Raw genomic sequence first — 18240 nt, 5'->3', positions numbered from 1 at the left:
TTATCTGTAAAGTGTAAAATGTCCAACATAATCCTTATCTAAAAGGTCGCTATTGGTTTTAACCACATACCAATAATCACCTGTAGGTAATTCTTTACCGTTATAACGCCCATCCCAATACTCACCAACGCGGTATGTTGCAACCTTACGGCCATAGCGATCGAAAATATCGAAGGTTAGGTTTGGAAAATCTTCTGTACAACCTGGCGCCCAAGTATCGGCGATACCATCACTATTAGGTGTGAAATAATTAGACATACACGGCCCCACAATGTCTATATCTATTACAGCTTCAGCTTGACAGCCGGCACTATCTGTTACCGTAACATAATAAGTTCCTGTTTCGGTTACTACAAACACATCGACAGCGCCATAACTTTGGTTATTTACTGTGTACTCGTAATCTCCAGTGCCACCAGTAGTTGTTGCAATAAACTCTCCAGGCTGATTTCCTTCTGATAAACTAAGTGATAGCGGCTGGTAGCTTTCAATAACAAAGAAATCTGTGTTTTGAATACATCCATTGGTATGTCTAACATCTATATAATGATTTGTTCCTGAAGGTACATTTGTGAATACATTACTTGATTGGTACGCACCACCATCTAAAGAATAATCTATTTGAGAGCTATCTGTAATGCTTTCATCTATAATAACTGTTACTGAATTGGTGAGTGTATTATTTTCACAAAGATATTCGATCTCTAGAGTAGGGTTAATGATCACTGATTCTGGGAACGTAATATTCCATTCAGACTCACAACCTACCGCATCGCGAATATACACTATGTGGTCACCACCGTTTAAATCTGTAAAATCGAATATGGTCTGCGTAGCATTACCGGTTATATACGGCCCGTTGTAGTCGTCAAGGCTCACACTGTAAGGTAAACTTCCGCCATCAATATCGATGCTAAATTCTCCATCTGCATCGCCATCACACACTGCTGCGAAAATTGAATTCGGAACAATACTTAAGATGACAGGTAAAGGGTCCGTAATTGTAAAATCGAAAGTAAGGTAACACCCTAAAGCATCTTGAACAACAACTTCATAATCACCAGGGGCTAAGTTTTCGAATACATTAGTATCGAAAAACTGATTTAACTGTGGTGAGATCGCATATTTAATAATTCCTGTTCCTCCAGTAGCAGTAATTTCTAAAATACCATTATTACTACCGCTACATGTAATATCGGTAATTTCAAATTCAGCGGTTAATGGCGCAGAAGGCTCGGTAATCGTTATTTGATTTGACGTAATAACACAATCATCGCTAACCACCGTTACCACGTAAGTACCAGCGACCAGTTCTGTGAATATGCCCGGACTATCCTGAGTTGCAGTAATAGTATTTCCGGCAGTATCTTCTAAAGTATAAATATAGTTTCCTAGTCCGCCTTGAGCTGTTGCTATAATACTTCCGTTATTATCTCCTGCACAATTAATTGTAGGATTGAGAGATTGTAAATTTATTACTAATTCTGGAAGTGGATCTATTGTTATTTCATTTGAAACATTCGCAATACACCCGTTAGCATCTTGAACATAATACTGATAGGTTCCTTCCGGTACAGAAAAAGTGGTATTTGTTGCAAAAGATCCTATAACCGTTGTAAAGGTATCCGTCTCACTATAGATATAAGGTCCGTTTCCTCCAGATGCTGATAGCGTTAAAGTAGATTCTACCAAACAACTTTGCGTTGTTTCCTTCACTAAACTTGCTTGTATTGGTGTTGGTTGTGCGATAGTAATATCTACTGAAGTAAACGCGCAATTATAACCGTCTGTTATGGTAACAGAATATATTCCTGCTCCTAAGTTACCAAACATATTTGTTGTTTGAGGACCAGAACCACTCACTGTTGGAAAAAGGGTGTTTAGAACATAGGTGTAATTACTCCCTTGACCACCAGCAGCACCCGTAATTGTTATTGAAGCGTTTTGATCTCCAAAACACGATAGCATTGTTGTATTTGGTGTAAATGTCGCGCTGATAGGTGTCGGTACGTCTAATATAACATCAGTTGTTGCGATACATCCTTCAGAATCTCTAACATTTACGGTATAAGTTCCCGCAGATAACTCTGAAAAGAAACTATTTAAAGAATACGCTTCAACAACTGTTCCCGCTAAAACTAATTCATATTCCAAATTTCCCCAGCCGCCATTTGCGTTAGCATCGATAGAGCCTGAGTTATTATCGCAAGTTACACTTGAAGCTTCGGAAGCCATAAGCGTTAATTCTTCGTTAGGTCGCGTAATCGTGAAATTCTTAGTTACTGTACAAAAAGGATTAGAAATTAGTGTCGCATTTACAGTATACGTATCGCCGGTTAACCCAGTTATAGTTATAGGCCCCGCATTTGAAGTAGTACCAGTAGCAGCTGTTGCTCCCGAACTATCCTCTATAGTATAGTTAAATGGTCCAGACTGATCTGGATTTGTTCCTGTAATAACCTGATCGATGAAAGTGATACTTACACTACCATCGTTATCGTTATAACACGTAACATCGATTACAGTATCTAAAATAAGATCGAAAGTATTCGGATCGTTTACATAATGTACATTTTCAATACTACATCCAGTATCCAAATTGGTAACTGTGATACTGTAGTTTCCAATATTTAAACCTGTAAATACGCCAGTGGTATTTGTCTGACTGTAGACACCTCCTGTAATAGAACCTTCAACATCCTCCACAATATATTCTAAATTCGGCGGTGTTCCACCAGTTGTTGAAGCGGTTACTGTTATATCTTCAAGGTTAGTACAAGAGATTGCAGTATCAACAGTAACTGTTACTGCATCTAATTCTATATACGGATTAATAGTAATTGCCGCAGTTGTAGTACCCAAACAGCCTTGATCGTCGTACACATTAACCGTGTAGGTTCCGCCAGAGGCATCTGATTCTGTATAAGTAGTATTACTTCCAGACTGAACGACCGTACCACTCTCGATAAATTCGTAAGTCGTGTACGTTCCAGATCCTCCCGTAACACCTGTCACCGTTATTGTAGCATAATTTAATGTATTACCAGTAGCACAAAGATATTGAGATACTGTAGGAGCAGAGATTAAAATGGCATCGGGCTCTGAAATTGCAATAGTTTCGGTAGCTACACAATCTTTACCTGAATTTACCTGAACCGTATAGGTACCAGCCACTAGATCTGTAAAGACATTTGACGTTTGAGGTGCCACAATAATAGGCGCAGTGATTTCGTAAGTATAAATTGGGTTATCATTACTTGTTGGTAAATCGACAACAATAATACCATCGCTTCCTCCATTACACGTTACATTATCTGCGTCTAGTGTAAAGTTTACTGGCGTCGCAGGGTCTAATGTTAAGGCGATCTCTTGTGTACATAATGTTGTTGCATCAGTCATAGTCACCGTATACGTCCCTGATGGTACACCAAAGAACACGTCACCACTCAAGGTGATTGATGAAGGATTCGGAGTTATAGAATATGTATAATTTCCTGAGCCTCCAGAACCGGCTACTGTTATCTCACCGTCGTCGTCATCACAACTTGGAGCTGTAGTAATAACAGCTGAAAATTGAATTGCTGGTAATATATCGAAAGTAAAAGGAGCTGTATTTGTACACCCGTTAGCATCCCTTACAATAACATTGTAAGTTCCTGGTGCATTTACAGTAAAGGTTGGACTAGTTTGGAATCCGTTACCTATACTATATTCATAAGGCGCTATTCCACTAGCAACATCTACTGTAAACGTATAGTCGTTTAATGGACTTGGACATTGACTTAAGCCCGAGATTGTTATTCCTGAAGGAATTGGGTCTGTTGCAATAGTAATTGTTAATGGCGTTGAGATAACACACGTATTACCATCTTGCACATACACATCCCACGTTGTTGATATTGCGGGATCTAAAATTGCTGAATTTGAAGACGAATATGTTCCTGCTGGATCACCACTCACTACAAAAGAATATGAATATGGAGTAATACCTCCAGAAGCTGTAACACTTACTTGCGCTCCCATAGTACAAGTCGCATTAATATTAGTATCTAATGTTAAACCTAAAGTAGCTGGCTGTGATACATCAATTGAAGTTGTCACAGTACAACCTGTAGTTTCATCTGTAACATCTATAGTTTGTGTACTCGCTCCGGTTAACCCAGAGACTGTTACTGTTGGATTTGTTTGTCCGGTTATCGGTGGAGCTCCATTTATAGAGTAGCTATAAGTTCCTGTAAAATCTGAAATGGTAAATAACACTTCACCATTTGCTCCTGGATTACAAGTCACATCACTAATTAATTGTCCTGCAACCGTTATATTTTCAACGTCTATAAGGTTATATAATTCTTGATAATTACAACCGTTAGCATCGGTAACTTGGAAAGTATAGTCATCAGGTGTTAATCCTGTGAACATTCCATTTGAAGCACCTGTTGTATTAGTCGTCGCACTCGCTGGCGATAGAATTTCGAAACTTAACGGGGCAATACCATTGGTTGCCGTTAATGTCACTGTACCATCATTTATTAAACATGTAATCGCCGTGGCACTAAAATCTAAATCTGTCGGCGAATCTAATGGATCAACAGTAACAGAACCAGACACTATACAGCCATTAGCATCTCGTACTGTATAAGTAATAATTTGAACAGTTCCATTATTATTAACTGTATACATGTTATTGGTTGTAAAGCCAAAACCGTTGAAATTGTAATAGTAACCTGTTCCACTTCCTGTAGGCGTTCCGTTCTGTCCAGTAACAGTGATTATTGTTTCTATATCACAGGTTGTATTTGCAGATACGGTGTGAGAAGCTGTTAAAACTGTTGGTTCATTAATGGTTATTGGAGCACTTGCCAAAGTACACGATTGCGTGTCCATTACAGTTATAACGTAGGTAGTTCCTTGAGATAACCCTGTAAAAACATTTGAATTCTGAAGAGCTCCGCCATCCAATTGGTATTGAAAAGGACCAACACCTGCCGTTACATTTACAGTAATAGTACCGTCACTACCACCATTACAGGTAACATCGGTCTCTATTGTAGTAAAGACTATAGTCGGAATTGGATCTAAGGTATACGTTGCTATTGCTTGACATCCTGCAGCATCTATAACGCTAAAGGTATATGTTCCAGAAGTGGTGGCTGTATAAACATTTGTAGCCATTGGGGTATAAGTGGTACCTCCGTCTGTTGACACTTCGTAAGCATAAGACGTCGTGTCTCCTCCTGTTGCAGTTAATGTGATTTCTGCATCTGGTGAAACCGTGCAATCTAAAGCTTTTATCAGCGCAGCGTTTAATTGTAATTCATCATTGACGATATAAGGTGTTGTTGCCACACATCCATTACCATCTTGAATATATAAGGTATAAGTACCTGCCGTATAAATTGTAAAGTTCGGATCTGAAGAATAAGTAGTTCCATTGGTACTATACAGTGGTGTTCCTACTGAAACTATTCCTGTAATCGTACCATTTATAGGAGTACCTACAAAACATGGCGCTACCAGAGGATCGATTGTTGGTTCAGCATCTCTTATTAAACTGATATCAAAATCTCTAATACAACCGTAAGCATCAATAGCATATATTGTATATCCATTTGCTGCCACTGTAAAAGTATTAGCCGATGCCCATCCTGTACTAGTTGCTATTGGAGCAGCATCTGTATCTAATAATATTTGATATTGATAAGGGGCAGTACCATCACTCGCTACTGCCGTTATAACACCAAGGTCATTACAGTTTTCATTTGAAGAGACGGAAGCCGTTAGACTTAAATCTATTGCAGATTCTGTAATATTAAAAGGCACTGTCACTATACTACAACCAGCATTTGGACCAGAGGTTTCAGATATAAGGACATAATAATTTCCAAAATCTAAAGGGCCTAAATTCGTTACCGATAGTGTGCCTCCTGCAGGAATAGTTCCGTTTCCAACAATAGAGGTTGTTGCTAATGATAGCGAGTTAAATATTTCATACGTTACATCGATAGCAATTCCTTCAGGATTGTTTAACGTGAATGACACATTACCATCGGCACTACCAGTACACGTAATATTATTTGAAGTTACAGCGGAAGCCGTTACAGTTGCATTCGTTGGAATAGGGTCGACAGCAGATTCAAAATAGTAACACGATGTTACCGTGTCATACACAATAAAAGTATATAAAACTCCTGGAGTTAAACCTGTAAAAACAGTTGAATTAGATCCTGGAGTTGTTTCCGTTTGCCATCCACCTGCAGGTGGGGTTGGGGCGGTTGCTGGAATGGTACCATCATAAATTGCAAAGTAAAAAGGACCAGGGCTTCCAAGAGTAGTACCAATACTAATTGTGGCTTCTCCTCCAGTAGCACAATCTGCTGTTGCATCAATTGTAATATCTAAATCGTCTGGTGGTGATGCCACTAGTACATCTTGAATTAAGACAGAACAGCCATTAGTATCCACAACGTTTATTTGGTATAATCCAAAATCAACGACATCAAAATTAACAGAAGTTGTACCCGCAGTGTTAAGTTCAGACTCCGCATAACCATTGGTACCTGTTACAAAATAGTTGTAAGGCGCTGTTCCTCCTGTTACACTATCTACAATTACAGAACCCTGAGAAACACCTCCTGTAGTACATGTAATTGGCACTGCATGGTAATTCACCACAATTGGGATAGGTTCTGAAATAGTAATCGTCTCTATTTCAGTACAGCCTTTAGCATCGGTAACAGTAATTGTATAATCTCCTGCTGCTAATCCAGACGTTTGTGTTCCATAATTTGTTCCTGTAGTTGTATTAATAACTTCAAAAACAAAGGGAGCTTGACCTAACGTTGTATCTGGAGTTATTGAAATAGCCGCAGTTTCTTCGCCATTACAATTAATAAAAGCAGTTTGAGTAACTGTAATATCTGGATCTATAGGTGTTGTTAAATCGATAGCAGTTGTTGTTACTGCTTGACAACCGTTAGCATCAGTTACTTGAAACGTATAACTACCCGGTGTTGATGTATTAAATACATTACTAGCCATAGGCGAGTAGGTTGTTCCACCATCGGTAGAATATTCAAAAGTATAAGCTGGTGTATTTCCTCCGTTAGCTGTTAACGTAATTTGAGCGTCTTGTGGAAGACTACACGTAATCTCCTTATCTAAATTAGGTGATAATGTTAACTGTGGATAAACCGTTACCGTATTACTATTAGCAATACAACCGTTAGCATCTCTAACCGTCACCGTATAGGTTCCTGGTGCAACTGTAAATGTGGCACTCGATTGGAAATTCGTTCCATCAATACTATAGGTATAGGGAGCAACTCCTAAACTTGCTGAGGCTGTTATTGTATAATTGCCGCCCACAGAACATTGATTATCAATATTTAGTGTCACGTTAGGTGTAGGGTCACTAGTAATTGTTATTGGTGTCATAACGACACAATCGTTAGCATCTTTTACATAGATATCTATAGTTAATCCTAAAACAGCTGTATCTACAGTAGTTCCATTACTATAAGTCCCAAGCGCTGGCGCTGGACTTCCTGAAGCAACATAAGCATAAGTATATGCTGGTGCGCCACCAGATAGTGTTGGAAAGCTAATCGTTGAAATTGTGTTATTACAGTTCACATTGGTTGCCGATGCTGAGAAGACAATTTCTGTAGCAGCATTAATAACTACTGAAGCCGAATCAATACATCCTGTGGTAATATCTTGTACATTAATGGTATAGGTTCCTGCTCCTAGATTTGTAACGTTTACAATGTTACCTGTCTGTGCAGCTGTTCCTGAAGACGGTGTAATAGTATAAGTGAAATTTCCAGAACTACTTACATCCGTAATAGTGAAAATCGCCTCACCATTAGCATCGCCAAAACACACTTCATCACTACTCGTACCTGAAACTGCAATATTTATGGCTGGAGCAATAGTATGGGAAGCACTAGTTGTACACCCGTTAGTATCCGTAATTTCGAAGATGTAATTCCCAGGTGTTAACCCAGTGAAAACACCCGTGCTTACTCCGGATACATTTGTAGTTGCTGCTGCAGGAGCAGTAATTACAAACTCAAATGGGCCTACACCTCCTGTTGGTGTTATAGTTACATCTGTTGTGGCATCATTACAAGTAATTGCATTTGAATCTGCAAATGTCATTCCCGTTGGAGGATTGTAAGGTGAAATAACTATGGTTTCTGTATCTATACACCCATTAGTATCTTTTACAGAATAGGTTATAGTTTGTGTCGTTGCAGTATTAGTTACTGTATATGTATTCGTATTTGAATAAGCACCGCCTTCAAAACTATAGGTATAACTTCCTGTACCTCCTGTTGCAGCAACTGTAATCAAAGTTGTCGCACTACACATAGTATTATTTGGTACAGAAGCTATGGCTTCTATTTCTGAAGGGTTATTTAGTGTGATTGTATAAATAGGTGATAAACACGCATTGCTATCTTGTACTTGATAAGTATACGACGTATTCGCACTTAAATTCGTGTATAATGATGGTGTTGTAAAAGCACCGCCATCAAAACTAAACGTGTAACCTCCTAAACCTCCTGATCCAAATAATTGTACTTCGCCTGCAGCGCCATTAAAACACAATGGATCGACTGAGGTTGCTGTTGCCGTTGGATTTGATAACGGTGAAATCGTAGTTATACCGGATTCTGCAGTACAACCTTGAGCATCTGTAACTTGAAACTGATAAGTTCCCGATGTCCCTGTGGTATAGGTAAAAGGAGTTCCTGTTGTACCTAAAGTTGTATACGCACCACTATTTATTGAAATCGCATAAGTATAAGGTGCATATCCACCTGAAATAGTTCCTGTAATCTCTGCATCTGGTGTAGCAGTACAATCTAAATCTTCGGTTAAAACAGTAGTAAGCGTTAATTGTGGCTCTATAATTTGAGCTGGTAACGTTACCTCACATCCATAAGCATCTCTAACGATAATGGTATACGTTCCAGGTGTTAAATTATCAAATATATTACTCGTTTGAAACGCGCCACCATTACTACTAAACTGGTAAGGTGGTTGACCTGAAGATGCCGATACTTCAAGTGTTGTAGCGTCAGTAGTATCATAACAAAAATCAGATGTAACACTTATAATCGCCTCTGGAATATCTGGCGCATCTAAGGTAACCGTAGTAGATGCTGTACAGCCAAGAGAATCCGTCGCTTCAACAGTATACGTTCCGGGAGCAACATTAGTTAACGTATCATTTCCTTGAAAATCGGTTACTGTAAAAGGAGCGACTGTATCAATTAATTGATAAGAATAGGCAGGTGTTCCACCCGTTGTAGATGCTGTAATTGTCGCACCATCTAAGCACGTTACTTCGGTATTGGTAGTAGTAACAGCTAAAGGATCTGGAGCGCTTATTGTTTCTGTAAAAGTAAAAAGACAAGTGTCAGCTGTGTCATCATAACGTATTTGAATATCGTAATTACCATCAGACAATCCTGTTATGGTATAAGGAGAAGTCATTTGTGTAAACCACGTTGTTCCATTATCTGTAGAATATTGGAAACCTAAAGTCGGATCAAAATTTTGAGCTGCAATTGTAAACGTTCCGTCCGAAGCACCTGCACAACTAACCATTGAAGTTCCTGTTACATCAGCAGTAAAAGCATTTCCTGAAGGAACTACAAAAGGAAAATCTACAATTGTAGCACAAGCAGCAGGAAGTTGATATACTTTTAAATCATCTATCGCGACGTCGTTACCACTAACTTGTTGTACGTTAGAGCGTAATATAAAGGTTAAACTGGTATTAGCTCCGGGATCTAGAGTTATAGGTGTTGTAGGATATTCAACCCAATTTTCAGTTTTAGGGATATCTCCTGTATTGTAGAAAGAAATTTCTGTACCAGAACCATCCACTAAGGCAACTCTCAAATTAGGATCGAATTGATTATTTCCTGTTTGCAATAAATTCATAGCTGCAAACTCAACTTGTATTGGTTGATTCGGAATGATATCAATAATTTGTTTTTGATATAAAATTTCGGATGCCGGTATCGAAGCTCCAATATTTACAACCATAAACCTTCCATCTGGTGTTGGTGGAGTGGTTGCAGGTGTGTGGTCTAAAGGGTTTATCCACGAACCAAAAGGGTTTTCTATATTGGAAGTAACAGAATACTCACCATCGTTAATAGCCGGACTATTACCACATTGTGTTGCTGTAACCTGTCTTTCAAAACAGTAGTAAGTTGGATTAATTCCAGGAGAAGTGGTGTCTTCACCATACCCAAAAGTCTCGTATAATAAATTACTAAATGTTGAGACCGTTAATAAGGTATACTCTACACTAATAGTATGAGAACCAGAAGGAACATTTATAAATGTTTGAGGATCTGTTGTATTTGGATTAGGCACTCCGTCTAATAAATAATCGTAACTATAAGAGGAGCCGCCATTATTAGTGACTGTTACAGTCGCGTTTCCTGAGCCATCACAATTAAAAATAGTGTCGCCTAAAGCGATTGTTGGTGCAGGAGGTTCTTGATCTAAGATAATATCTTGCATAGCAAAAACACATCCATTAGCATCACGAACATAAACAGTATAAGTCCCTGGGGTTACATAGGCGTCATTTGACGTCGTCCAAGTGGCTTGATTATCAAAACTATACTCATAGAAATTTGGTGCAGGAAATGGTGTTCCGCCCTGAGGATTTGTAATGCGAATGGTACCTTCTCCAGACGGACCGCAACCTGCCAGTTCAGAAATTCCTGCAGTAGCTGTTAAAGCTTCATCGGGTTGATTTATAGTAATTATTTGTGCTGTTGTAAAACATTCTGAACCACCAAGTGAATATTTAATTAATACGTCATAATTACCAGCAGTAAGATTCGAAAATAAAGAATTAGTGTTGTAAGTAGCTCCATTGTCTATACTAAATTCTAATGTGTATCCGTTGGCTTCCGTTACATTAATTTGAATTGTTCCCGTGTTATCATTATAGCACAAGATATCTGTTTGGCTAATGGTATATTCTGGTTCAGGTAATTCGTCTACTGTAATGGTAGTCGTTGCGCTACAATTATTAGAATCGACCACTGTGATGTCAAAAACACCTGCAGAAATAACCAGTATTTCTGGTACCGTTTGAAAATCGGTAGCGCTATTTACAAAATAAAAGTATGGTGGTGTTCCACCTTCAGGATATACTGTAATCTCTCCATTATTACAGGTTAATGGACTAGTAATAGCAGCGGTAACGGTTAGCAATGGAGGCTCTATGATAGTGATGTCTTCAGAATAGGTACAACCATCTTCAGTTTCTACTGTAGCGGTATACGTTCCGGGATTTAAATTATCGAAAGAATACGTATTTTCTAAAATAGGTCCAACACTATTTACTAAAGTTCCATTTTCATATAAGGCATATGAATATTGCGGCTCTACATCATTAGCAGCCAATTGAATACTCCCCAAATCACCGTAACAAAGCGGTTGTGTAATAGTTGAAGATACTGTAAAGTCACGTTCTCTAATTTGAATATCTGGTACTGTAAACACACAAGGGTTCGTTGTAACATCAATTTGTTTTATGTAAACTGTATAAGTTCCAGCAGTATTAACTGTAAAAACATTGCTGTTTTGGTAGGTAATATCGTCTAAGCTATATTCGTAACCAGTTGGTACATTGTTAACAGTAATACTTCCAGGGGTTGTACAGATAATATCGTTTGAAATAACTGTTGGATCTAATAAGTTTTGATAGACATTAAAATAGAACTGTACAAAACACCCTCCCGAATAATTAATCGTAAGTCTGAACTGCCCAGACGCATTCGCTAAAAAGTTAGGCCCTGTAGCTACTTCATTCCAAACGCAAGCATCGTCTTCATTAGCACAATCCGTATTAGAAACGGCAGTGCAGCTAGACTCATCTAATTGTTCCCAAATCATTGTTGACGCACCCGAAATGTTCGTTTGGATATTTCGCGTATCATTTGCACCACATAGAAAAATGTTTGGCAATAATTTACCGTCGTTGGGACAGGTAACGACTTCATCTGCATACGGTATGATAGGATTTTCTACATCGCCACCATAAAGCGTCACAACAAATTCTTGTACAATGGATTGGCAAGGCGCTATAGCAGTATTAAACACATAATAGGTTCCTGTTTCTGTAACAGTAACTGTTTGGTCTGTTCCAATTACTGGAGAACCAGTTGCGCTTGTAGACCAAGAATAAGTGTCGTAACCGTTTGCAGCAGTCATTTCTAAACTAGAACCACAAAGCACTTCGTTTTGGGTAAAAACACAATCATCAAGATTGGCTAAAAAGTTAGTTGCTTGCGGCGTTAGTAAACAACCTGTGTTACTATTAAGGCTTGGATCGTCAGAAATTTGAAATGTAGGGTTGAAAAAACCATTGTATGTTGCATACGCTTGGTTGTTAATAATATTTGAGCACGCATCTGCCAATTGTTGGCAACTTTCTACTGTTTCAACTTCTATCCTAATTTCATAAACAGGATCGTTTTCTTCAACCAAATAATCTTCAATATTTAATATTAGCTCTCGAGTAACAGGATTGTAACTTACTACTGTTACGCCAGGTGGAAGTACTAGATCGGTAGGATAATTAAATACGATATTTATAGGAAGAATATCCCTAATCTGAAAATTAGTGGCATTATCGTTCCCTATATTTTGAAAACCTATAACATAATTTAAAGGGGTAGATAAACCAACGGTTTGTCCGCCAATATCATTACCAGCATCATCTTCTACAATTTTGGTTAGTACTATAGTGGGTTCAATTATTTCTACGGCGAAAGCGAAAAAATACTGAAAATAAGTATCTCCACTTGTTTCTAGACTAATGGTCGCTGATGTTGCATCATTCGCAATTACACCATTGGAAGGATTTGGTATTTCCATAACGCCTGTATCGAAACCTAAGGTGTTGGTGCTATTAGGCACTCTGTTATTAACTGGTAGCGCATTTAATTGTGTTACAGAACTATTAAAAAAATTATTTACAGGACGATCCGTTGCAGATAAACTTACACCATTTAACAATAATCTATCACCCGTAATTGCTTTGTCTCCTTCTAGAGTTGCAAAAGCAAAATTTGCGCGTACTGGAGCAGGAGCAGGAACGGTTCTAAAACCATTAATAGGAATATCTAAGCTTGCATTACCAGAGACATTAATGGAACTAAAACCATCAAAACTTGTAATGGATTTACCCGGTAGAGTAGGATCTTCATAAACTACAAAAAGAGACCATCCAGCAGATTGACCTGTACCGTTGTACGGATTAAAAGTTGAAGTTTCACCTTCGCCGGAAGAGACATTAGCGACCGTATAAGTACCCAAATCGGTACCTAGAGTTGTAACTATATCTGTAACATCTGCATAACACGCATAAGAAAAGCTATTCCCCCCGTCTACAGATGTACCATTAGCGTTGTAAATAATGGTTCCTTGTATATCATTATAGGCACCTGTTGGTCCTTTTAATTTTACGTCTGTTATAGGTTCGTTACCAGGATTAACCGCCCCCCAATACAAACCAGCATATATTATACCATAGCAATTCGGATTCGGGATATCCAAATCGGCACTTGAAGAACTAAACGTTGTATTATCACCGTCAATGTCAATATAACGCATATCCACATTGTGGTTATATTCATCATCGTCATTAAAGGCATTATTATCTGGGCCAAGAATATTGTTACCAATAAGTATGATGTCTCCTTTTAAATCCTCGTTGAATCTAGGGGCAAATGGTTCATAATTTTGAGCATAGGATGCGAAACCTATGAAGAATAGTAGTACAGCAATGGTTAATTTAGAAATAGTAGGACTTTCCATAATTTTAATTTTACGCTCATTCTGTTATCAACTTTAGGGGGAATTGATAACAAAACGAAGATTATTTAGTTTATTAATTTTCTATTTTCACTACAGACATATTAATGTTATAGGGCTTATTTTCTTTAGATTCTAGCGCTCTGTTTACCGCCTGGATATTGTCATATTTATTTATATATATATAGTATGTACTTGAATTTAAATCGTAAAAGAAATCTACATCTGAACTTCCAGATTTAATCACTTTTTTTACAAAGTCATCTCTTTTATTGGTATCACTATGTACCGCTAATACTAAATAATATCCATCATCTATATTTTTAATATCCTTAAGAATTTGAATGTTTTTATTTTGTATTTCTCCAAAATCAAAATCATCAGAGGTCAGTAAAGTAGTACTTACAGTAGTCGTTTTCTTTAGATTTTGTAGTGTTGTTCTATCTTGTAAATAGCGTTGTTCGTCATTGTCGTATGCAGCACGTTTAATTCTTCTTTTTCGTTCGAATTCAGTCGCTATATTAATGTCTTTTAATCGTGCATTTAATTCGTTTTTAGTAATCTCAGCTTCTTTTTGTTCCAATTCTAAGCGTTCGATAGCTTTTCTATAATAAAGATTAACGCCTTCTAATTTTACAAAATCATTGTCTGAATTATCATCATATAATTTTTTTAGAGCTTCAATTTCTTCATTTCGTGTTTCAATAATCGCTTCTAAATCAGATTTAATAGCGTTTAAAGTATTGTTTTCTTCTGCTATACTTTTAAAAGGTTTTGGTTTAGCGACAATACCCTTTAGACTTAGTTCATATTCTTCTTTTAAATCTTGAAGATCTTGGTTTTTAATTTCAACGATGTTATCAAATTTTTGTAATAATTCATTTTGGGTCGTTTTCAATTCTTCTGTTTCTTTTGTAATAGTAAGCATAGCTTTTCCCACTTGGTCGGTAGGATTTAAAACAGCGTCTTCTTTATCTTGTACTTCTGCTAATAATTTAGCATCAGCAGCAGCTTTATCATTAGCTTGTTGTTCGGCTAATCGTTTAGCATCATCAGCAGCTTGCTCTTTAGCTTGTTGTTCCGCTAATCGTTTGGCGTCAGCAGCAGCTTTATCTTTAGCTTGTTGTTCTGCTAATCGTTTGGCATCAGCAGCAGTTTTATCTTTAGCTTGTTGTTCTGCTAATCGTTTGGCAGCAGCAGCAGCTTGCTCTTTAGCTTGTTGTTCGGCTAATCGTTTAGCATCAGTAGCAGTTTTATCTTTAGCTTGTTGTTCTGCTAATCGTTTGGCATCAGCAGCAGTTTTATCTTTAGCTTGTTGTTCTGCTAATAATTTAGCATCAGCAGCAGCTTTATCATTAGCTTGTTGTTCGGCTAATCGTTTAGCATCATCAGCAGCTTGCTCTTTAGCTTGTTGTTCGGCTAATCGTTTAGCATCAGTAGCAGTTTTATCTTTAGCTTGTTGTTCTGCTAATCGTTTGGCATCAGCAGCAGCTTGCTCTTTAGCTTGTTGTTCGGCTAATCGTTTGGCATCAGCAGCAGCTTTATCATTAGCTTGTTGTTCGGCTAATCGTTTGGCATCGGCGGCAGCCTGTTCTTGAGCTTTTTGTTCGGCTAATCGTTTGGCGTCAGCAGCAGCTTTATCGTTATCTTTCTGTTCGGCTAATCGTTTGGCATCGGCGGCAGCCTGTTCTTGAGCTTTTTGTTCTGCTAATCGTTTGGCGTCAGCAGCAGCCTGTTCTTGAGCTTTTTGTTCTGCTAATCGTTTGGCGTCAGCAGCAGCCTGTTCTTGAGCTTTTTGTTCGGCTAATCGTTTGGCATCGGCGGCAGCTTGTTCTTGAGCTTTTTGTTCTGCAATCGCTTTTCTATCAATTTGTGGTTTTGTAGCCTTTTTCTTTTTACGGTTTTTATTATTTCCAGAAATTAAACCAGCGACTTCATCACCACTGCTATATTCATAATTTTCTGTGCTTTTAAACCTATAAGCAAGAGAAATCTCATGAGAAGGACCAAACTCTGTTAAATCACCGAGTGCTTTTTCAAAATTATATTCAATAGCAATTTGTGGAGAAATATTAAGACCGAGACCTCCGGAAGCACCGTAAATAGTATTATAACCCACTTGCGCCCAAATTCCTTTAGGAACAGTAATCATAAGCAAACCAGAGATAATGGTTTCCTCTGTTCTAAATTCAGATTTTAGCAAACCTGTAAATTTACTTTCGTCAAAAAAATCTCGCGTATCTAAATATCCTGTATACATTATATGTCCTTGTATACCTTGTTCAGGATTTTCTTCAATTAGCATTGAGGATTCTAAATTGTAGGCAACTATATTTTTAAGGGATATGCCGAAATCGAAAAAACCGGTGCCGTAATTAATACCTGGGTTAACGGTGATTAAAAAATTTTCTGGAACGTTTTCTAATGAAGGATCATCGAAATTAGTGACTACTTTTCCTGTATTTAAACCACTCTTATAAGCGCCAATATTAAGGCCAAAAGTTAGATTACTGTCTCTATCTAGTCTCGCATTGTACGCAAAATTTAGAAGCCCTCCAAACGTTGTTAAAACACCATAGTTTTGTTGAAATACGGCAATTCCGGCACCCATATTTTCGCCAAAACGCCCTGAATAGCTTGCTAAATAGGTGAGTGGTGCATCTTCAAACTCTACCCATTCTCGTTTATTAGAAAGACTAATGTATTTATCCTGTTCACGCACAAAACTAAATGTTGGGTTTATAGTAAAACGGTTAAAAGTTAGTGAATTCCTTAAGGGAATATTAAGTGCAACTACGCCGTTATCTTCTTGAGAATAATACACCTGAATAGAGCAGATGCATAAAACTAAAACCAGAAGATGTTGTTTCATATTATTTAATTAATGTTATTGATCCTTTTTTAATTTCATTATCGGACGTTGTTATTATGTAATAAAACACCTGATTAATACTTGTAAGATTCAAATCGTTTTCTGGCCAATTATTAAGATAATTGGTGGTTTGTAAAACTATTTCTCCTCTGTTAGACATAATTACTATATGGGTATCTGTCCCAGTTACATATTTTGCCGGTAACATCCATGTATCGTTAATGCTATCGCCGTTTGGACTTATTAAATTAGGAATATTTTCGACCTCTGGAAAAGGATCGTAAGGTTTAGTGATCTCAAATGAGAATTCGCGAGATCCTAAACAGCCCATAGTTTCGGTAACTACCACTTTGTAATTACCATAAGCGGTAGCTTCAAAATTATCTTCGGTGGCATCAGGAATTAAAACGGTATCTAAATACCATTCAAATTCTGGATTGTTAGCAGTAGAAGAAATGAGTACTAATAGAGATTCATCTTCTTCAATGCTATTCGTTTCATCAACATTAATAGTGCTTTCAAAAAGCTCACTCATTATTGCAATAGCACCCGATGCAAAACAACTTCCTAAGTCTACTTGCACGGCATAAGTACCCGATTCTATAGTATCGTACATTTGATTTGTAGCCCCAGAAATACTTTCACCATCTTTATACCATTGATAACTGTTACCTTGAATGGTACTTAAAGTTGTAGCCCCTTGATCTGGACAAAACTGATTTCCTAAACTAGAAGCAATACCTGCGTCGGTCTCTCCCGAAGCCACCGAACTAACAGTTACGCGATTAGAGAATGAATTGGAAGTACACGTGCCATAATTTGTTTCTACAAAATAGGTGCCTTCTTGATTTACTGATAATGATGCACCATTAGAAACAAAAATTGAAGTTGTCGGTCCCGTTTCTTTATACCATTTAAAGGTAAGTTGAGAATAGTTTAAGGGAGAATTGTTATTACCAGACCCCGGATTGTCTATCGACAATAAGTAACTACCACCTAAACAGTAAACACCTGTGGACACTAAATTATTAATAGTGAATGGTGCATCCTGAATTTTGTAATAAGCGGCAAAAGAGTTAGAACTAGAACTAGTAGCCATAGGTGCGCTACTTTTTATCCGGATTTTATAATTTTCACCGGCTGTTGTAGTTGGTAAAGAGAAGTTTATGGTTGCTGGAGACGTTGTAATCGTTCCTGCGTTAGACGTATATAGGGTAGTTTCATTAGAAAAATCACCATTAGCATCAGACAATTCAATTGAAAATTGATTTGATGCACTTAATCCATTTTCTGGAGAAAACACGAAAGTAGTAGAGTAGGTATTAAAATCCGCATTAGCACATGCTTGAGTAAAGCCTAAATTCGGAGTTCCTATTACTATTTGCGAATTAACTTTTTGTTGTGAAACAAAAATTAAAAAGCATAGTAGGAGGTATGATTTGTAGTTTAATTTGTTGGTGTACATTTGGATGGCTTGTAGTTTTCTATTCTATAACTAATATTTTAAA

Annotated in this window: 3 protein-coding genes; all 3 read right to left on the bottom strand. The window is 37.6% G+C overall.

Annotated elements, in window-relative coordinates:
- The 3 genes from ES676_RS04780 to ES676_RS04770 all read right to left on the bottom strand — a co-directional run bounded on the left by ES676_RS04780 (window position 1) and on the right by ES676_RS04770 (window position 18197).
- On the bottom strand, window positions 1-13863 hold the full coding sequence (locus tag ES676_RS04780) for a T9SS type B sorting domain-containing protein (RefSeq protein ID WP_148368905.1): 13863 nt from the start codon (window positions 13861-13863) through the stop codon (window positions 1-3).
- A 73-nt stretch (window positions 13864-13936) separates the two neighbouring features.
- On the bottom strand, window positions 13937-16732 hold the full coding sequence (locus ES676_RS04775; RefSeq protein WP_148368904.1) for a PorP/SprF family type IX secretion system membrane protein: 2796 nt from the start codon (window positions 16730-16732) through the stop codon (window positions 13937-13939).
- 1 nt (window position 16733) lies between these two features.
- Window positions 16734-18197, bottom strand: a complete 1464-nt coding sequence (locus ES676_RS04770) for a T9SS type B sorting domain-containing protein (RefSeq protein WP_148368903.1) — start codon at window positions 18195-18197, stop codon at window positions 16734-16736.
- Window positions 18198-18240: the final 43 nt, after the last annotated feature.

It is taken from the genome of Bizionia saleffrena, assembly GCF_008086175.1.
Classification (GTDB): Bacteria; Bacteroidota; Bacteroidia; order Flavobacteriales; family Flavobacteriaceae; genus Bizionia; species Bizionia saleffrena.
The sequence above is the reverse complement of the archived record's forward strand: the minus strand, read 5'-3'. Positions and strand labels throughout refer to the sequence as shown.

What these genes read in the sequence shown, in the direction of transcription:
- ES676_RS04770 (WP_148368903.1), bottom strand. Translation starts at nt 18,197, where the DNA reads ATGTACACCAACAAATTAAACTACAAATCATACCTCCTACTATGCTTT.
- ES676_RS04780 (WP_148368905.1), bottom strand. Translation starts at nt 13,863, where the DNA reads ATGGAAAGTCCTACTATTTCTAAATTAACCATTGCTGTACTACTATTC.
- ES676_RS04775 (WP_148368904.1), bottom strand. Translation starts at nt 16,732, where the DNA reads ATGAAACAACATCTTCTGGTTTTAGTTTTATGCATCTGCTCTATTCAG.